12 protein-coding genes and 1 pseudogene are annotated in these 18,532 nt (G+C 69.8%); 9 read left to right on the forward strand and 4 right to left on the reverse strand.

The genetic code is table 11. The features are described from left to right. Window positions 1-29: 29 nt before the first annotated feature. The 7 genes and pseudogenes from ACFSXZ_RS24990 (at window position 30) to ACFSXZ_RS25020 (ending at window position 7,131) form a co-directional block, all read left to right on the forward strand. Window positions 30-488 carry an SsgA family sporulation/cell division regulator gene (locus tag ACFSXZ_RS24990; protein ID WP_378267617.1) on the forward strand — a complete coding sequence of 153 codons (459 nt, stop codon included), beginning with the start codon at window positions 30-32 and terminating at the stop codon, window positions 486-488. A gap of 32 nt (window positions 489-520) precedes the next feature. Beyond that, the gene (locus ACFSXZ_RS24995) at window positions 521-2,725 is read left to right on the forward strand and encodes a hypothetical protein (RefSeq protein ID WP_378267618.1); all 2,205 of its coding nucleotides are present in this window, start codon (window positions 521-523) and stop codon (window positions 2,723-2,725) included. Between the two features lie 24 nt (window positions 2,726-2,749). After that, window positions 2,750-3,310, forward strand: coding sequence for a type VII secretion system-associated protein (locus ACFSXZ_RS25000; protein ID WP_378267619.1), 561 nt, complete (start codon window positions 2,750-2,752; stop codon window positions 3,308-3,310). Window positions 3,311-3,320: 10 nt separating this feature from the next. Then, window positions 3,321-4,136, forward strand: a complete 816-nt coding sequence (locus ACFSXZ_RS25005; protein WP_378267620.1) for a class I SAM-dependent methyltransferase — start codon at window positions 3,321-3,323, stop codon at window positions 4,134-4,136. 370 nt (window positions 4,137-4,506) lie between these two features. Then, a complete protein-coding gene (locus ACFSXZ_RS25010; RefSeq protein WP_378267621.1) occupies window positions 4,507-5,874 on the forward strand; it encodes an HNH endonuclease signature motif containing protein in 1,368 nt (455 codons plus the stop codon). Window positions 5,875-5,936: 62 nt separating this feature from the next. Beyond that, window positions 5,937-6,708: pseudogene (locus tag ACFSXZ_RS25015) on the forward strand (transposase family protein). A gap of 51 nt (window positions 6,709-6,759) precedes the next feature. After that, a complete protein-coding gene (locus ACFSXZ_RS25020; protein WP_378267622.1) occupies window positions 6,760-7,131 on the forward strand; it encodes a hypothetical protein in 372 nt (123 codons plus the stop codon). Here ACFSXZ_RS25020 and ACFSXZ_RS25025 read toward each other — a convergent pair. The 4 genes from ACFSXZ_RS25025 to ACFSXZ_RS25040 form a co-directional block, all read right to left on the reverse strand. Then, window positions 7,123-8,526: an MDR family MFS transporter gene (locus ACFSXZ_RS25025; RefSeq protein WP_378267623.1), complete on the reverse strand. Its 1,404-nt coding sequence runs from the start codon at window positions 8,524-8,526 to the stop codon at window positions 7,123-7,125. The genes ACFSXZ_RS25020 and ACFSXZ_RS25025 overlap by 9 nt on opposite strands. Next, window positions 8,523-9,827, reverse strand: coding sequence for an alpha/beta fold hydrolase (locus tag ACFSXZ_RS25030; protein WP_378267624.1), 1,305 nt, complete (start codon window positions 9,825-9,827; stop codon window positions 8,523-8,525). Before ACFSXZ_RS25030 ends, ACFSXZ_RS25025 begins: the two co-directional genes overlap by 4 nt. Window positions 9,828-9,901: 74 nt before the next feature. Then, window positions 9,902-10,498: a TetR/AcrR family transcriptional regulator gene (locus ACFSXZ_RS25035; RefSeq protein WP_378267625.1), complete on the reverse strand. Its 597-nt coding sequence runs from the start codon at window positions 10,496-10,498 to the stop codon at window positions 9,902-9,904. Between the two features lie 68 nt (window positions 10,499-10,566). Continuing rightward, window positions 10,567-13,296 (reverse strand): AAA family ATPase, encoded by a 2,730-nt coding sequence (locus ACFSXZ_RS25040; RefSeq protein WP_378267626.1) that lies wholly within the window; start codon window positions 13,294-13,296, stop codon window positions 10,567-10,569. Between the two features lie 225 nt (window positions 13,297-13,521). Here ACFSXZ_RS25040 and ACFSXZ_RS25045 point away from each other — a divergent pair, with 225 nt between their 5' ends. Next, the gene (locus ACFSXZ_RS25045) at window positions 13,522-15,900 is read left to right on the forward strand and encodes a right-handed parallel beta-helix repeat-containing protein (RefSeq protein WP_449224290.1); all 2,379 of its coding nucleotides are present in this window, start codon (window positions 13,522-13,524) and stop codon (window positions 15,898-15,900) included. Window positions 15,901-15,950: 50 nt separating this feature from the next. After that, window positions 15,951-18,515 carry a hypothetical protein gene (locus tag ACFSXZ_RS25050; RefSeq protein WP_378267628.1) on the forward strand — a complete coding sequence of 855 codons (2,565 nt, stop codon included), beginning with the start codon at window positions 15,951-15,953 and terminating at the stop codon, window positions 18,513-18,515. Window positions 18,516-18,532 lie beyond the last annotated feature (17 nt).

The following is an 18,532-nucleotide window of genomic DNA, read 5'->3' on the forward strand; positions in this document are numbered from 1 at the left end:
ATAAAGTCTCGTCACCGACGATGAAGAGCATGAACGAAGCTTCACCCGCCCCGGCTGACGGAGACGTGCCGCGGCCCGACAGCGTCCATCGGCATCGGGTGGATTTCAGCCTGGTACGGGCCCGGCAGGATCCGGTCCGGCTCGAAGCCGACGTGCGGTACCACACCCGGGATCCGCACGCGATCACCATTTCCTTCTGCTACGGGCGGCTGGAGTGGGTGGAGTGGGTCTTCGCGCGTGATCTTCTCGCCAGCGGCCTGGGCGCACCTGCGGGCTCGGGTGATGTCCGCATCCGGCCGTCGGTGCGGGAGCCGGATTCCGTCTGCCTGCACCTGATCTCACCGGCCGGGACCGCGCACCTGCACGGTGATCGCTACCAGTTGACCAGGTTTCTCCAGTGCACGACCCGTCTGGTGCCCTTCGGGGACGAAGCGCGATGGCTGGACGTCGACTCGTTCCTCACGCGCGTGTTCACCGGCCGGCGCTAGCCGGGCCCCGTCGAGGGAGAAAGGCGATTTCCATGGCACTTCCGAAAATGCGGAGCCTTCGCCGTCGCGAGACGAAACCGCCCATCCGGCCCGTGGGTCACGCGTTGGTCGTGCACCGGCCGGACGGGATGACGGCCGAAGCCGGGGTACTGGCGGAATCCCTGCCCGCCGACCCCGAATGCGCGCTGGTCGTGGTGGACCTGCCCGTCGACGGCCAGACGTGGGAGTCGATCGCGGCGGCCGTCCCGGCCGACGGCCGGGCGGTGCGTCTGGTGCCGTGCGGCGAAGTGAGCCAGGTCATCCTGCCCGCGGCGCAGTTGCTGTCGGAGGGACTCGGCCGCACCGTCTTCGCCCCCGACGGTGCGGTACGGACCGGTTCCCGGGGAGTCTCGTTCCTGCCGGCAAACCGGAGCAAGGGCTGGGCCCGGTGCACGCCGGGGGACGAACCGGTCTGGGCGGGCAGGCGTTACCCCGTGCCGTCGTGGGAATCGCCCGCCGTGACGAGTCCGAGCGGAACGGGCGGCATCGGTGTGGTCGAGCCGTTGCCCGCCGGAGTGTGGATTCGCCCCGACGGCCCGGAACGCTACCTGGACGGTGGCCGGGTCAGGCTCGCGCGCTGGCTGTGCTTCCAGCCCGATGTCCTGACCGTCGTGCTCGGCGGGCACGGCACGCCGCCACTCCCGCTGGAGGACGTGGCGCGGTGGTGGGCCTCGGTGCCACCGCCAACGCGGGCCATCACACGGTTCGTGTGTTATGGCCCGGCCGTGACCCCCGAGGGGACCGCGCCCGGGCAGGCGCTCGCGGACACCCTCGACGAGGAAATCGTCTGTTACAACGGTCTTCCGGTCGGGCCTCCCGGTGCGCCGGACGTGTTCGTCCTGCGTCCGGACGGCTCCCATGGCGTGCGTACGTTCGCCGAGCAGATCGCGTACCGGCCTCGCGGCCAGGGAGCGTCCGGTTCCGCCGCGCCGGTGATCCGTCGCGCTCGTAAGCCGCTCGACGATCTGGCGGAGGTCGCGCCGGGGGTGTACCGGCATTCGTCCGGTGCGGCGGTCGAAATCGTCCAGGCCGGGCTGTGGATCCGGTCACCGCGTGACGTCACGAGGGCCACCCTGGTCCGGTCGAGGCCCGCCGACCCGGACGCGCTCGTGATCTTCCACGACGCGGACGGCGAGGAGCGGGCCGAGCGAATGCGCGCGACCGCCCTGGACCTGCTCAAGAGGCTTGAACGGCCGGGCCGGTCGATGGTCAGGATCGTCGAGACCACTTCGCTCGAAGGGTTCGGGCCCCCACCCTCGGAGGTTGTGCCGGATTCCGAAGTGGACCCTGGCCTGGACCGGACGACTCCGCTGGTGCGATTGCCGCGCCTGGCCAAACTTCTGCGGAAGGGCGCGGCCGAAGAAGCCGCCGGGGATGCCGCGCACAGTGATCCCTCCCTGAGCACGGTGAGGATCGAGTATCCCGCTGCCTCGGCGAAGACGGCCGAGATCGTCCAGCCGGTGCCCGCGCCCCGCCTGCGCGTGTGGCCTCTGGGGCCGGAGTTCGTCCCGGAACCAGACGTCGTCCGTGCGGGCCGGGAGGATGAGTTCGATGCGTGGTCAGAGCGGATCAAGGCGGGCCGGGAACTGCCGGAGGATGTAGTGACCGTGGCGGTGGCCGCCGGGCTGTATCTGTCCGGGCACGACCCCGAGGTGGATGCCGGCCTGCGCACCGCCACCGACGGCCCGCACGTGGCCTTCGGCCGCCATGTGGCGGCGGGCTTGGCGAGCCTTCCGCCGTACCGCAAGGCGGCGATGTCCGTGGTGATGCCCACCGAGGCACAGTGGGAGGCGCTTCGCGGCGAACCGGTGTTGCGGGAATGGGGATTCCTGCACTTGATCACCGAGTCGTGCGCGGTCGACGACGATGCCACCGAACTGCTCGTGTGGTCGATGACCGGACGGCGAACGGCGTTGATCGAGCCTGCGGGGGAAGGGGTCACCGGCCGGGTGGTGTTCTTGCCCGGCACCCCGTTCAAGGTGATCGAAGCGACCGAGCCGGGTGACGGAGAGCGTGGCCGGATCTTGATGCGTGAGCTGACGGCGGCCGAGTTCGACGACGGCGCCCAGGGCAGCGGTTCGCTGGACGAGGTGGTCCGGACCTCGCTGCTTCGCTTTGCCGGCCAGGTCTCCGAACCCGGCGTGGGAATACCGGACACGCAGTCGTCTCGGTTCCGGAGACTGCCCGGAATGCTGTAACCGTCCGAAAGGGAAGAAGAGGTCATGGAAGCGAGTGTCGGCGAACAGGCGGCCGGGCCCCAGGGCGAGGACGACGTCATGTTCCTCGTCGATCCGGCGTTCCTGGCCACCGAGGAACAGCCGAGCCCGCCGGTGAAGGCGCTGATCGGCGCGTGGCTGGTGGACGAGAACGGGAACAGGAGCCGGTTCCAGCCGAATCCCCTCTACGAACCGGGTTCTCCGGATTCACCGCTCGACCCGGTGGACGCGCTGCTCCGGGGACTGGCCGATGACGGCGGACTTGCCGACCATCTTCCGGTCGCGCTGCGCGATGCGATGCTCGGCATCGCGGTGGAAGAGAACGGAACCGCGCTGGTTCGGCAGGCTCCCGACGGTGTTCCTTCGGTGCTCGTCACGACCTCCTTCGGCCACCGGCGTAATCTCGTGGTGCCCCAATGGCTTGACGTCACCATCGAGGAGTTGGCGGAGGCGTTGCCCAGCGAGGGCGTGGACGTGCTGCTGAATCCGGGCGCGGCCGCCTCGATGCGGCTACTGGCCGACGCCGTCCGTGACGCGGCACGGGGCAGCGACATCGCGCGAGACTGAGGGAGACGCCTTGTCATCGACAGAGACCGCCGAGTTCGATTTCGCGCGGATGGCGAAGACGTTCGATCTGGTGCTGCCACTCTTCGAGCCGGTCACCGGCCCTCTCCTCGCCCGCGCTTCGGTGTCGGACGGTGAGTCCGTGCTGGACGTGGCGTGCGGCACCGGCGAACCCGGGCTCACGGTGGCGGAACGGTGTCCCGGTGCCGACCTTCTCGGCGTCGACGCGGCTGAGCCGATGATCGACATCGCGCGGGCGAAGGCCGGCGCGAAAGGACTGTCCAACGCGCGGTTCGAGGTGATGAAGAGCCAGGATCTCCGGATCGCGGACGACAGCGTGGACGTTGTCGTCTCCCGGTTCGGGATGCTCTCCTTCGCCAACCCTGCCGGTGACGCACGGGAAGCGGCGCGGGTACTCCGCCCCGGCGGGAGGGCCGCCATCGCGACCTGGGACGGCTTGTGCCGGAACCCGATCAGTTACGCGATGACCACGGCTGTTCGCGACTGGCTTCCGCCGGAAATCGAAACCGGATTCCGCCTGCTGGACGAGTACGCGATGCCCGGACGGCGGGAATCATGGCTCGAACGCGGCGGGCTTACGCAGGTGAGCAGCGAACCGTTCTCCTGGTCCACCGGGTTCCCGGACGAGCCGGCCCTGTGGGACTTCGCCGCCGGCCCGACCGGCCTCGGCCCGGTGCTCGACGAACTCGACGACGACCAGGTGGCGACGGCCCGGCAGGAGTTCGACCGCCTGATGATCGACTATCGCCGGCCCGACGGATCCTACGTCTTGCTCTTCACCTGCCGGCTCTTCCAGGCACGTCGGTAGGTCTGTTCGACGTCGGGTTCCGTTTCCCGGATGCGTTTGGATTCGGGTTTCGTCGTAGTGCGCCGGGTTTGGGTTCGTGGAGGTGGGCCGGGCTTGCGTGCGGTCGGCCAAGGTCGGGCGAGGGTCGGCTTGTGGCTTATGGCTTATGGCTTATGGCTTATGGCTTATGGCTTATGGCTTATGGCTTATGGCTTATGGCTTATGGCTTATGGCTTATGGCTTATGGCTTATGGCTTATGGCTTATGGTGCCACATACCAGTTCTGTCGTGGTGCGCGTCGGGCCGGTCGTGTTCGGCCGTTTTCACACGTTCCGGTGAACTGGGTCTTTACCTAGACTATCGCGTTCAAACGTTCGATAACATAGGACGCATGAGCGCACCTACCCTGCCCCCTCCGCCCGGTTTCCCGGTCCTGCCGGAGTTTCCGGAGTTTCCGGTGACTCTGGAGGGGTTGCGGCGTGAGTTGCAGGCGGCGCAGGGGTTGGTGAATCGGATACAGGCCCGGTATTTCGAGGTCCTGGCCCGTTTCGCCCGCGCCGCCGAGGAACCCGCGACCGTTCCGCAGGAACTCGCGCTCGCACTCGCCATCAGTAAGCAGGCAGCGGAAAGCCAGGTCGATCTGGCGGAGGCGTTGACCACCCGGTTGCCGCGCACGCTGGAGGCGATGCGGCGTGGCGAACTGGATGGTTTCAAGGCCTCGAAGATCCATGAGCCGACTGCGGTTCTGACCGATGAGCAGGCGCGGGAGGTCGACGCCATCATGGCCACCCGCTTGGCCGGGAAGGACCCGGGTGGTCTGCGCCGGTCTGTGAATCTGGCGGTGATCAAGGTCGATCCCGATGGTTACGCCCAGCGGTGCCGTGCCCGCCGCGCCCAGCGGCGGGTCGAGTTGATTCCCATGGATGAGGGCATGGTCCGGTTGTGCGGCGACCTCCCCGCCGAGGAGGGTGCTGCCGCTTATCGCCGTATCGACACCGAAGCCCGCCGACGACGCCGCAAGGACAAAACCAAAACCTTGGAGCAACACCGGGCCGAGGTGTACTCCGACCTGCTCCTCACCGACAACCACGGCCTCCGGGTGGGCCCGCGTGCGGAAGTGTTTGTCTACCTCGACTTTATGACCTGGCTCGGTCTCAATGACGAGCCAGGGAACCTGGCGGGGCATGGGGTGATTCCGGCGTGGCTGGCACGCAGGATCGCCTACGGCGACAACGCGACCGTCCGGCGCGTGATCACCGACCCCGACACCGGGCAAGTGGTGTCGGTGGGGCGCAACGCTTACCGGCCACCCCGAGACCTCGCCCGCCTGATCCAGGTGCGGGACAGGGAGTGCCGCTTCCCGCATTGCCACCGGCCCGCCCAGGCCAGCGACCTCGACCACAGCGAACAATGGATCGCCGACCAGGGTGAAACCGCCGACGAAAACCTCATCGCCCTCTGCCGGAAACACCATCGACTCAAAAACCAGCCAGGATGGCGATTCCACCTCGACAAAACCACCGGCCGCCTCACCGTCACCACCCCCACCGGAAACCACCACACCACCAACCCCGAACCACTCCACGAACCCAGACCAACCGACGAACCGGGTCCACCCGAACCCGACAACCGACAATCCACAATGGACGATCCGATGGCGGTCGAAGCGTCAGAGGCCAACGGCGTGCCCGAGAATCACGATAACGGCGGAGAACCACCGCCACCGGACCCCGGCACCCAAGACCCACTACTGCCCTAAGGGCTGTCTCGTAACCCCGCTGGAGGGCGGGGTGGACCAGCGTGATAGTTGATCTTGGTGTGGTGCAGTTGATTTCGGCGTCGTGTTCGGAGTGGATCGTGCCGTTCACTGGTTTGCAGCCGGGCCAGTTCCGCAAGCTGGTACGGCTGGTGGCCCAGCGCGGAGGCCCGGACATCGACGACGGGCGTCCGGGCCGGCCGTGGGCGTTGCCGCTGGCGGACCGGGTGCTGCTGGTGGCGACCTACTGGAGGACGAACCTGACCATGCGCCAGATCGGCCCGTTGTTCGGGGTGTCGCACTCGGCCGCGCACCGGGTGATCGACAGCCTGAGCCCGCTGCTGGCACTGGCCCCGGTCCGCACACGGCGAGTGGACTCGGTCGCATCGTGGACGGCACCCTGGTCCCCACCAGGGATCACCGCGTGGCCGCGCGGAGTAAAAACTACCGATACTCCACCAACGTGCAGGTCGCCATCGACGCCGAGACCCGCCTGGTGATCGCCACCGGCAACCGGGCAACCGCAACGACTGCACCGTCTACCGCGACTCGGGTATCGCTGACACACTCGCCGGCCGGCCGGTCATGGCCGACGGCGGCTACCAGGGAAACCCGAGCGTGATCATGCCCTACCGCGAACCGGCCGACGGCAGCGATCTGCCCGAATGGAAACAAGAACTCAACGCCACCCACCGCAGCATCCGCGCCCGGGCCGAACACGCCTTGGCCCGCCTCAAGTGCTGGAACATCCTGCGCGACTACCGCCGCGCCGCCCACACCCTCGCCGACACCGTCTCCGGAATCGCCCACCTCCACAACATCTGCCTCCTCGGCTGACCACAATCCCCAACCCCACCAACAACAAGATCAATTACGAGACATCCCTTAGTGATTCGTCAACGTTGGTTGCAGTGGATCAACCGCACGGCGAAGGACCGGGTGCGGTTGCGGCGGGCGATGCGGGTGCTCGACCTCTGCGACCATCCGCCTGCCGAGGGACGGGTGATCCGTGCGGACGAGTTCGGGCCGCTGAACCTGATGCCCCGCAAGGGCAAGCGCGGCGGCCGCTCCGGCACCCGAAGCGACACCGCAAAGCCCTGCGCCGACGCCGGCCCGGCCAGCGCCTGTATCTCGTGGTGGACAACTACGGACCCCACGGAGCCCAAGATGGCTGCACGCGCGTCTTACCCCCGGGCAGCAGAGGTTCCAGGACCCCCACTGCTCGTCGGCGAAGGAATCGGCCCGTCGCCACTACGCTGAAACGCGAACCGGCTCCGAAGCCTGGCGGAGCGGGACTTCCCGGATGCGGCAGGCCGCGGCGAAACCGAGCGCGCCGACCACGGCCGCCACGAGGAAGATGCGGGTCTCGCCTTCGACGACTCCGCTCACGACGGAGCGTCCGGCTCCCGTGCTCGCGGTCAGCAGCGCGCCGAAGACCGACGTGCCGACCGCGCCGCCGATGGTGCGGAACATCGTCGTGTTGGCCGTGGCGACGCCGATTTCCTCGACGGGGACGGTGTTCTGGGCGATGAGGGTCATCATCTGCGTGGCGAACCCGAGCCCGAACCCGACGAGCACCAGGGCCAGGCTGGTGACCAGCACGGGCGTGTCGGCGCGGCCGGTGGCCAGGACGGCGCAGCCGGCGGTCAGCAACGCCGTGCCCAGGACCGGGAAAAGCTTGTACCGGCCGGTGCGGCTGCTCACCCGTCCGGCGATCTGCGACGCGACCACCACGGCCCCGGTCATCGGCAGGAGCAACGTGCCGGAGCCTGACGCGGAGGCGCCCTGCACGGTTTGCTGGAACAACGGCACGAAGGTCACCGTCCCGAAGCTCACCACGCCCACCACGAAAATGATGGCCGTGGTCAGCACGATGTTGCGGTGGCCGAACAGGTTCAGGGGCAGCACCGGTTCGCGGGCGCGTCGTTCGGCCGGCACGAACAGGGCCAGCGCGAGGACCGCGATGCCGAGCAGGACGCCGGGCGGCAGCGGCGCGCCGCCCTGCCCCGCCGTGCTGGTGAACAGCAACAGCGCGGTGATCGCCACGGTGAGCAGGAACGCGCCCGCGAGATCGAGGTGCACCCGCCTGCGGGGCACCGGCGGCACCACCAGGACGACGGCGGTGGCGGCCAGCACGGTAAGGCCCAGTGGCAGGTTGAGATAGAAGGTCCAGCGCCAGCCCAACAGGCTCGTGACCACCCCGCCGAACAACGGCCCGCCGATCTGCCCGGCGGCCATGACGCTGGCCATCATTCCCTGGTAGCGCCCGCGATCCCTCGGCGGCACGAGGACACCGATCAGCGACAGCGCGCCGACGGTGAGCCCGCCCGCGCCGACACCCTGCACGGCGCGGAACGCGATCAGTTCGGTCATGTCCCGGGCGAGGCCGCAGGCCACCGACGCGGCGGTGAAGATCCCGATCGCCACCAGGTGCACGGCCTTGCGCCCGTAGAGGTCGCCGAGTTTGCCCCAGATCGGCGTGGTGGCCGCGGTGGTGAGCGTGTAGGCCGACACGACCCACGACAGTTCACGCAGACCGCCGAGTTCGGCGACGACGGTCGGCATGGCCGTGCCGACCACCGTGTTGTCCAGCATCGCGAGCAGCATCGCGAGCAGGAGCACGCCGAACCCGGCCCGGAGCCGGGCCGGGCTCATCGCCGCACCTGGCGGCGCGCGGCAAGGACGAGGTCGGCGACGACGCCGGGCTTTTCGAGTTGGGGCTGGTGTCCCGCTTCGCGGATGACGGTGAACTTCGCGCCTTCGTCGTGTTCCCCGGCGAACGACGCCGCATAGGCGCGGCCGTAGGCGACGTCGACGATGCCGTCGCTCTCGCCCCACACGACGTGCACGGGCAGCTTGACGGTTTCCAGACGCGCGCGAAGTGCGGGGTCGTGCATGTAGGGGTCGCCGGCGTATCCCGCGAGGGCGGCACCGTTCGCCTTCATCGCGGCGAGCCGTTCCGGCGGCAGCGACGCCGGGTTCATCCGGAAGCGATCGGGGTTGTGGAACACGTAGTCGGCCAGTTCGCTCGGCGGCTTCGCGGAGAGGTCGGTGATCGGGTGGCCGTCGATGGCGACACCGACCGCGTTCACCAGCACGAGCCCGCCTACCCGCGCCGCTTCACCGGCGTCGCGGGCGGCTTGCTCGTCGACGCCCATCTGGGCCGCGATCCAGCCACCGACCGAGTTGCCGACGACGAGGACCTCGGTGACGTCGAGCGCTTCGAGCAACTGCCGGAAGGCCACGGCCAGATCGGCGACGGTGCGCAGCCGGTCCGATCCGGCTGTGCCGTCGAAACCGGGAATGATCGGCGTCAGCACGCGAACACCCCGGGCGCCGAGCACGTCGGCCAGACCGGTCACCGACGCCGGTCCGGCGCCGCCGTGGATCAGCAGAACCGGCCGTCCCGCCCCGCGCTCCTCGACCTTGACCGTGATCCCGCCGGGAAGTTCATGTTCCGTGACCTTGGTGTCCACTGTGGACTCCGGGTGGGCGTCGGCGTAGGTGGTGGCGGGTTCGGTGTGGTAGTGGGCCATGACTTCGGTGATCTCCTCCGGCGTCGGCTCCCGCCCCGCCGCGGCCGCGAAATCGCGCAGGTCACGGAAGTACTGGACGTACAGGTCGGGGGTGAAGGTGTTCAGGACGACCGCGGGCTCGTCGCCAGGGTTGGCGAAGGTGTGCGGCGCGCCCGGCGGGACCATCACCAGCGTTCCGGCTTCGGCGTCGTGCGACTCCTCGCCGACGGTGAACCGGACCGTGCCCTTGACGACGTAGAAGCCCTCGTCGTGCTGCGCGTGACGGTGCTGGGGAGGCCCCGCGGTGTGCGGCGCCACCACGATCTCGCCGAGGCCCAGCCGGTGGTCGGTGGTGCTGCCGTCTTCGAGGATCCGGAGCTGGATCGGGCCGGTCAGGGCGATCTCCCCGTCCTCCGGGCCGACGATCACGATGCGTGCCATGGAAGAACTCCTTTATGAGAGTGAACTGTCATGAAGACAGTAGATCATCATGATTGGTTCATGCAAGTCCACTCTCATGAACGGTCGAGTGTCTCCCGGGTGAGGGTGATCGCGATACGGGCGAGACTGGCCACGGCCTGCTCCGGAGTCAGGCGATGCTGGTCGAGCAGGCCGAACAGGGCTTCGGCGCTGACCACGACGGAGAGGTCCCGCTTGAGCTGGGCCAGCGCGTCGCCGTCGAGGCCGTTCAGTTCGGCAGGCGGGGCGAGTGACTGCTCGATGAGACCGAAGCGCAGGCCGGGGCGCGCGGTGGCATCGGCGGGGCGGGTGATCGTGGCCGCGATCATGGCGCGCACCGCGCCTTCGTGTGCAAGCACATGGCGGAGCAGGTACTCGGCCGCGGTGGCGACGCGCACGACCGGATCGGGGGAACGCTCGACCGGCCGCAACGCCTCGACGGGGTCGAACAACTGCCCGGCCACGGCTTCCCTGAGCAGGGTGGGAAGGTCGGGAAAGTAGCGGTACGCCGTGGCCTCCGACACCAGCGCCTCCCGGGCGATCTCCCGCATGGTCACCTGCCCGCCGTCGCGGAGCAGTTCGGTGGCGGCCCGCAGGATCGCGGTGCGGGTGCGCCGTTTCTGGTTGATCCGGCCAGTGCTGTGCTGCGTCATCGCCCACCCCGCCACGTTCTAGCCAACTCCAATAATGAGAGCAGTCTTGCATGAGGGGGTGGGAAGTCCTAGAAGGTCAGCTCTCCGCTCAGCATCGCGGTGGACAGTTCGATGCGGGACCGGTAACCGGTCCGGGAGAAGAGCCGGCTCAGCCTGCCTTCCACGCTCTTCTCGCTCGCCAGTAGTGCCTTGGCGATCTGTTTGTTGCTCAGGCCTTCGGCCGCCAGCACGGCCAGTAGATGCTCGTTCTCCGTCACCGTTTCCTGCCGCCCCGGGACGCCGATCCCGTGTTCCCGCATGAGACTCCGGGTCCAGGCGCGGTAGAGCAGCGCTTCGAGACTTCCCAGGATGTCGTAGGCCTCGCTGAGCAGCGACGGCTCGGCGGCTCCGTGCTTGACCAGGCGGACGATCGTCCAGGCCAGTTCGAAGGGCTGGGCGCGCTCGCGAGCCAGCTCCAGACAGTGGCGTGCCGCGTCCCGGTCATGGGCGACGACCGCGCGCAGATACCGCGCGTGCAGGATCGCGCGGCCGGTCGAGGAGGTCGTGGCCACTTCCTCGGCCGCCTTCAGACAGGTGCGCGCCGCCTCGCGGTCACCGCGGTCCAGTGCCAGGTCCGCGAGTTCGGACTGGGCGAGGTCCGAGCCCACGACCAGTCCCCGCGCCCCGCTTTCGGAGAGCGCGCCGGAAATCCGTTCCGCCGCACGACGGTCTTCGCCGAGCGCGCGGTCGACCTGTGCCTCCGTGAGGTCGAGCAGGTGCGCCAGTACGGGGGTGGTGGCACGGGCCGCGGCCAGCAGTTCGCGCGCCGTGACCAGCCTGCCCTGCGCCACCAGCGCCGACACGGTCGCGTGGTGCATGCCGACGGTGCCAGGATCGAAGCCGGACGCGGAACGGTTCGCCACGCTGCGGCACGCCAGTTCGGTCGCCCCGCCGAAATCGCCCTTCAGGACCGCGGCCATCGCGCGGTCCGGCTCCTGCATGTCCTCCCAGGTGAGGTCTTCGTCGCTCAGCAGTTTCCGGGCGCGGGTGAGGTCCCCGTGCACCAGCAAAGCCGTGACATGCGCGTTGACCTGGTCGATCCGGTGCCGCCGGACGGCGCGCAGTGGCCAGCTTTCCCGCCCGCGCAGGCTGCGTTCGAAGGCCTCCGGACGCCCCTGCCACAGGTCGCCCATGGTCTGGACCAGACCGGCGAGCATCCTCGAGGTCTGGTTTCCGGTTTCGAGCTCGGACAACAGCGCGGTGGCTTCGGGCCAGCGGTCCAGCAGGCCGCAGGCGAAGGCCCGGGTCACGGTGGGGAGGCCGTCGTTACCGGCGTTACCCGGCCACCGCGACGCTCCGTCCGCGATCTCGTGCAAGGCTCCGGTCTCGCCCGTGCTGCTGAGGGCGCGGACGGCCAGCGCCTGCACTTCCTGAGCGGTGTCCGGGGCGAGCTGGTCGGCGAACTCGCCGAGGAGTCTTCGCGCGCCGCGCAGGCTTTGTTCGTGGTCGCCGTGGAAGTGGCAGGTCGAGGTGTGCATGAGCAGCACCATCGCCTGTTGCGCCCGGTTCTCGGCGAGCCTGGTGGCGGCGCCGAGCCACTTCAACGCCGGCTCGGCGTGTTCCTCCCGCATGACCGCGGCGCGGCTGAGCAACTCGCCCAGCGCCCGTTGCGGGGCGACCAGGCGGCCGGCGTCGGCCACCAGGTTCGTGCGGTACTCCGGGTCGGCGCACTTCGCCGTCCCGTCCCAGAGCGCGGCGACCGCCTTGGCCGCGAGCCGTCGTCGTTCGTATGGTCCGCAGCTCGCGGTCAGCGCGTCGGCGACCAGCGGCACGGTGAAGCGCCAGGACGTTCCGTCGCGGCCCCGGTGCAGAATTCCTTCACGGCACAACACTTCGAGCGACGAAAGGGCCTGCTCTTCGCCGATTTCCAGTGCCTCGCCGACGAGCCGGGGAACCGCCGCGCCGAGCGGCGCCAGCACCGCCGCGGCCTTGGCCGCCGCCCCCACCGCGACACCGAGTTCGCGGACGGAGCGGACGAGGTGGCCGTGCCGCGGCGGATCCGCCGGTGCGGTGCCCTGAACCAGGTAGGCGCGGCGGTCCACCACCTGGATCGCCGCGCGCAGCCGGAGCATTTCGATCGCGTCGCGCGTCGCGGCGGGGATCCCCCGGCCGAGCTGGCGCAAACGCTTGATCAGCGCCGGTTCCGCCACGGCGGAAAGCGTCGCGGTGACCAGGCCGGCCAGTTGCGCGTCGTTCATCGGGCGCAGCCGTACCGGGTGTGCGAGGCCTTCCCTGCGCAGGCGCGCCAGCACCGCGGGACCGTCGGGAAGGGCGGCGTTCCCGGCGGGAACGCGAAGCGCGCAGACACAGGTCACCGGGCGCCCGGCGATGATCCGCACCAGCGCCTCCAGCACCGCGAGGGAGTCACGGTCGATCCACTGGACATCGTCGATCAGCAGGACGGCCTCGCGGTTGTGACGTTGGAGCGCGACGACCGCCGCGGTGGCCGCGCGGTGGGCCACCGCGAATTCGTCGGCGGCTCCGGCGACCGGACCGATCGACGCCCACAGCGAGCCACCGTGTTCAGGGCCGCCCAGCCGCACGATGGGGCCCGAGGCGTCGTTGTCGGCGGGCATCGCGAAGCTGGCGGGAAGGACGTTCCCGTCGCTGGTGAACCGCAACGCCGAGACGTGCGCTCCCTCGGCCGAGAGGTGCTCGCTCAGCCGGGCGAGCATCGTGGTGCGGCCGACCCCGGCGAGCCCGGTGAGCACGACCAGGGGTGCTCGTCCCGTACGGATCACGTCAAGAATCTCGTCCACGTCCGCATCATCGGCCGGGGAAAGCCCACAGCGGTGCCGTCGGCGGCACATGCGAGATTTTCTTCCCCGGATATGCCCTAAGTTCTCCGTGCTCCCCGGGGCGAATGAGCGGGATAGAGAATTCGTTGAGTCCTTCTTGGTCAGCTTGCGCCGAGAGAACCGCCGGCGCGTACGAGCGCGCCGGGGCGCAGGCGAGAGGAGGAGCCGGGAAACGTGAACGTCATCATGGTCACCCAGACGCCGGGCCAGGGTTATCAGCGCATCGGCGACGCGGTGGCCGGGGCACCGCACGGCGCGCTGATCGTCGTGAGCCCAGGGCGTTACCACGAGAACCTGGTGCTGTCGAAACCGGTGACCATCACCGCGGAAGACGGGCTCGGCTCGGTGTCGCTCGCGGTGAGTTCCGGCGTCGCGGTCACCCTGGATGCCGATTCCGCGGCCCTGTCGGGGATCACGGTGGTCTCCACCGACGAGGAGAATCCCGCGGTGCTGGTCGCGCGCGGACAGCTCGGCATCACCGAATGCTCGCTGCGGGCGGCCGCCTGGTCCACGGTCTATGCCGCGAACGAGGGCACCGTGCTGATGCGCGACTGCGAGGTGACCAACGAAACCGGCGCCGGGGTGGTGGTCACCTCGCCGCACGGCGGCGTGCTCGACACCTGCCGCCTCGACGACCTGGGGACCTCCGCCGTGGTCGTGGCCGACGACGGAACGCTGCTGGTCCGCGCGTGCACCATCAAGAGGGCGGCGGGCAACGGGATCTGCCTCAACGGCCGTGGCAGGCTCACCGTCGAGGACACCGTCGTTTCGGACACCCGCAAACCCGCGGTCGCGGTCGAACAGCAGGCCGCCCTCACCGCGGCCCGGTTGACCATCTCCGACGTGGACGGCATCGGGATGTACCTGGCGAGCAGCGAGCGGGTCAGCCTCGAGGGCTGTGCTCTCGAGCGCGTGCGCGGCCAAGCCGTCTTCGTGGCCGAAGGCTGCGCGCCCTCGCTTCGAGAGGTCCGGGTCCGGGAGGCCGGTGAGTGCGGGCTCCACTTTTCCGCCCGGTCCGGCGGCAGCGCGACCAACTGCGATATCTCCAATGTGGACGGTGTCGGGGTGAGTGTGAGTGATCGCTCTTCCCCCGAGTTCGACTACCTTTCGGTGTCCGCTTGCCGCCGTGCGGGGGTTCGGGTCACCGACGGAGCGGACCCGTTCTTCCGGCGGCTGAGGGCCGTGGGCTGCGATGGCGCGGCCATCGAGGTCGACAGCGCTCGCGGGACGCTCGAGAACGTCGAAATCGAAGACGGGGGTGTGGGACTTTCCGTCGCGGGGTCGTCGCGGCTTTCGGTCAGCGGGCTCAGTGCGCGCGGTACGGCAGGCGCGGGAGTCAAGGTCGTCGGCGCCGCGCTGGCCCTGACCGACAGTGTGATCACCGGTGCCGGTGCCGACGGGATACAGGCGGGTGAGGGGGCCGACCTTTCCCTGCGACGGTGCCGGGTACACGACAGCGCCGGGACGGGGTGCCTGTTCACCGAGGGCGCGTCGGGCACGGTGACCGAATCGGAGTTTTCCGGGGGAAAGGCGGACGGGATCCGGCTGGACACGGAGGAAGCCGTTCGCGTCACGAACTGCACGGTGCGCGACAACCACGGCAGCGGCGTGCACCAGACCCGGCCGGGCAAGGCGATCGAGGTGCTCGACCTGATCACCAGCGGCAACTTCAAGCCCGACGCGTACGGGACCTCGGCGTCGGCCAAGCCGCCGGAGTCCGCGCCCGAAGCACCTCCCGCGCCACGGCCCGGCGGGTCCAAGGACCCGCTCGTGGAACTGCACGGGCTGGTCGGGCTCGAAGGGGTCAAGCGCGAGGTGACCTCGTTGATCAATCTCAACAAGATGGCCAAGCGCAGGCAGGACGCCGGGCTTTCCGCCCCGCCGATGGCCCGCCACCTGGTGTTCGCGGGCGCGCCGGGCACCGGCAAGACCACGGTCGCCCGGCTCTACGGGCAGGTGCTGGCGCAACTCGGCGTGCTGCGCGAAGGCCATCTGATCGAAGTCGCGCGGGCGGATCTGGTCGCGCAGATCATCGGCGGCACCGCCATCAAGACCACCGAGGCGTTCAACACCGCGCTCGGTGGCGTGTTCTTCATCGACGAGGCCTACACGTTGAGTTCCAGCAAGGGTGGCAGCGGACCGGATTTCGGTCGCGAAGCCATCGACACGCTGGTGAAGCTGATGGAGGACCACCGCGAAGACGTGGTGGTGATCGCCGCGGGCTACTCGAAGGAGATGCGGAGCTTCCTCGAAGCCAACCCCGGCATGGAGTCCCGGTTCAGCCGGACCATCGAATTCGAGAACTACACGGCCGACGAACTCGTGACCATCGTCCGTACCCAGTGCGCGAAGCATGACTACCGCCTCGACGACGGCGCCGCCGAGGCGTTGTTCACCTACTTCGAAAAGATCCCGAAGGACGGCACGTTCGGCAACGGCCGTACCGCCCGGCGGGTCTTCGAGCGGATGGTCGACCGGCAGGCTTCGCGGCTCGCGGAAACCGCTTCGGTCAGTTCGGCCGACCTGGCGCTGCTGACCGCCGAGGACCTCGACGCCGGCCTGTGAGCGCCGGAAGACAGGACGGCCTGGCACGAAGCGCGAAGGCAGGGGAGAAGATGAACGACAGGGCCGCGAAACCGGCGCCCGACGCCTCCGACTGGGTCGCCGACCGGCATGGCGAGCACGTGCTGCTTCGCAGGCGCGGTGCGGGAGCCGGGAAGGACAGCCTGATCGGCTGGCCACCACCGGTCCCCGGGCAGGTGTTCGTCCTGGTCTCGCCGGACGCCGCGCCGGACTCGTCGCTCATCGATGTGCTGCCGTCGCTGCTGCTCCGCCATGTGGTCGCGGCGGGCGTCGACTCCGTGCGGATCGGTTTGCCGGGGCTGGGCAAGGATCCGGTGGTGCCGCAGGCGCTCGCCGATGTGCTGAAGGTCGACCTGTTCGCTCCGGACGGCGCTTTCCTGATCGCTCCCGGGGCGGCGCTCTACGCGGGACACCCGGCCGCCGGCTGGCGGCGGTTCCGCCCGAACCTGCCTCCGGTTTTCGGTGGTCTGCGCCATCCCGTGCCCCAGTGGGAGCCCTCGATGCCGGCCTCGCCGGTTTCGCCGGCGGGCGCGGTCGCCGAACCCGTGCCCGCCGGTGTGTATGTCCGGGACACCGGTGAGCGCGCGGCGACTATGGGGGACAAGGCCTTCGCGGTTCCGGTGGATCCCACGCAGCCCAAGGTCGTTGTGGGGCAACAGGGTTCCGTGCCCGGCCCGGCCGCGACCGCTGACGTGGTGCGCGGACTGGCGACCGGACCGCTGCGGCTGGTGCCGCTGACGGCCGAGCCGCTGACCCACGCCTGGCTGGCCGAGTTCACCAAGTTCCTCGGCCGGGACGTCACCGTGGCCACTGTGGGCTCGCTGCCTTACCGGCCGTTCGCGACCGTGCTCCGGCAGCGCGCGGACGGCGGCCAAGAGGTGGTCGAGGCGCTCGCGCCACCACCGGGCTGGACGCGGTCCGGTCCGAGGACCTACCGCCTTGGCGACGTCGTGGCCGATGTCGTGCCGTCCGGTCTGGTGCTGGGCACAGGTCCCGGTGACTCGGCCGCGGACGAGGCGCCGTTCGACCCGGAAGGATGGACCCTGCACCTGGGGGTACCCGGGCAGCCGATCTCGCCGGACGTGCTCACCGCCGCGGAAACCCTGCTCGACTCCCTCGATGGCGCGACCCGTGAGACGGCGCGCCCACGGCTCGTCGGCACGCTCGACGACCGGGCACACGCCCTGCTCGGCCCGAACGCGGTGACCCGCGTTCGTCCACCACAGCCCGCGCCACCGGCGATGCCCAGGGTCTCGCGGCCAAAGCCTCCCGCCGCACCTCCCTCCGTGCCTCCCTCGGCGGCTCCCCCACTGCCTCCCGCCGCACCTCCCGGGCGGCGCGGTCCCGTGGCGCCGCCCGGAATCCTGGTTTCCGCCGCGCCGGTGCCCACCGTTTCCGGCCTTTCGACCCGGAAATCCCCACCGGCTCCGGCGAACACCGCGCCGTCGCGGCCGCCTGCGGGCGACCCGCCGTCGTTGCGGACCGCGGGGAGCCAGCCGCCACCACCACCGCGACCGCCCGTGGATGCCGGGGCCACCGTTCCGGAACTTCCCGTCACCCCGCAGCGGACGGACGAGAGCAGCCCGTACGCCGAATCCGCGACCGAACGCCTCGTGATGCCGACGGCACCCCCCGAGACGACCCTTTCGGCACCGGCACCGGCACCGGCCGCGCAGGCCAAACCGGATCCCGAGGACCAACCGCCCGACGAGGTGGACGTACCGGCCGAGCCCGAACCGGTCCCGGCCGGTCCAGCGCTGGTGATTCCGGACCGGGCGAGTACGAACGCCGAGCAGACCCGGTTCGCCGCGGCGGCCGGGGAAGCCTTCGGCGAGGCGCTCGCCACCGTGAACGCGGCATTGGCGACGTGGCCGTCGATGCGGCAGGAGAACACGCCCGGGGTCAAAGCGGACTACGTGGCGGTCTGCCTGTATCTCGGGAACGGACCCGGCGGTGCGGCCGAGGTCAACCGCGCCGTGCGAACCGGACGGGAGGCTTCGGTCGACGGGCAGATCCCTTGCCTCGCCTCGGGCCTGCGCCGGTTGCCGACCCACCGCCGTGCCGTGCTCCGTCAGGGGAAGGGGGGAAAGTCGCTGGAGCGGGTGAGCACCCCCGGCGCGCTGCTCACCGAACCGGGATTCCTGGCCGGCAGCATCGACCTCGACGTGACGGTGCCCGGCGCGGATCTCGACGTCCTGATCTGGCCGGCGTCGGCGCGCAGGACCTCCGAACTGGCCGACGGCCGGTCCCTGAACGAGGCGGTCTTCCTGGCCGGGGCACGGTTCAAGGCGCTGGCCGTCCGGACCGCCGAGGCCGCCGGGGAATCCACTGTGGACGGACCTGTCGCGCCGCAGGTCGCCGCGTTGTTCCGGGAACTCGCTCCGGGTGAGCCCGCCTCGTCGTCCGGGGATCTCGACGAGCAGGACCTCGCGGTACTGGCGAAGCTCGACAAGGTGCTGGCCCGTCGTCAGCGCACCGCGTTGCGGGTGCTGGACGATCCGTCCGTGGTGAGCCGTCTGACGACCTCGATGGTGGAGTGGGACGAGAGCATGGCCGCTCCCGCCGGGACCGGGCGGACCGCGACGTTGACGTCGTGACGCGGCGCCGGTCGGCT

Origin of the sequence: Amycolatopsis pigmentata, assembly GCF_042684065.1 — a bacterium.
Lineage (GTDB): Bacteria > Actinomycetota > Actinomycetes > Mycobacteriales > Pseudonocardiaceae > Amycolatopsis_E > Amycolatopsis_E pigmentata.

Excerpts from the sequence above, each read along its gene's own strand:
- ACFSXZ_RS24990 (WP_378267617.1), top strand. The coding sequence starts at position 30 with ATGAACGAAGCTTCACCCGCCCCGGCTGACGGAGACGTGCCGCGGCCC.
- ACFSXZ_RS24995 (WP_378267618.1), top strand. The coding sequence starts at position 521 with ATGGCACTTCCGAAAATGCGGAGCCTTCGCCGTCGCGAGACGAAACCG.
- ACFSXZ_RS25000 (WP_378267619.1), top strand. The coding sequence starts at position 2,750 with ATGGAAGCGAGTGTCGGCGAACAGGCGGCCGGGCCCCAGGGCGAGGAC.
- ACFSXZ_RS25010 (WP_378267621.1), top strand. The coding sequence starts at position 4,507 with ATGAGCGCACCTACCCTGCCCCCTCCGCCCGGTTTCCCGGTCCTGCCG.
- ACFSXZ_RS25025 (WP_378267623.1), bottom strand. The coding sequence starts at position 8,526 with ATGAGCCCGGCCCGGCTCCGGGCCGGGTTCGGCGTGCTCCTGCTCGCG.
- ACFSXZ_RS25030 (WP_378267624.1), bottom strand. The coding sequence starts at position 9,827 with ATGGCACGCATCGTGATCGTCGGCCCGGAGGACGGGGAGATCGCCCTG.
- ACFSXZ_RS25035 (WP_378267625.1), bottom strand. The coding sequence starts at position 10,498 with ATGACGCAGCACAGCACTGGCCGGATCAACCAGAAACGGCGCACCCGC.
- ACFSXZ_RS25045 (WP_449224290.1), top strand. The coding sequence starts at position 13,522 with ATGGTCACCCAGACGCCGGGCCAGGGTTATCAGCGCATCGGCGACGCG.
- ACFSXZ_RS25050 (WP_378267628.1), top strand. The coding sequence starts at position 15,951 with ATGAACGACAGGGCCGCGAAACCGGCGCCCGACGCCTCCGACTGGGTC.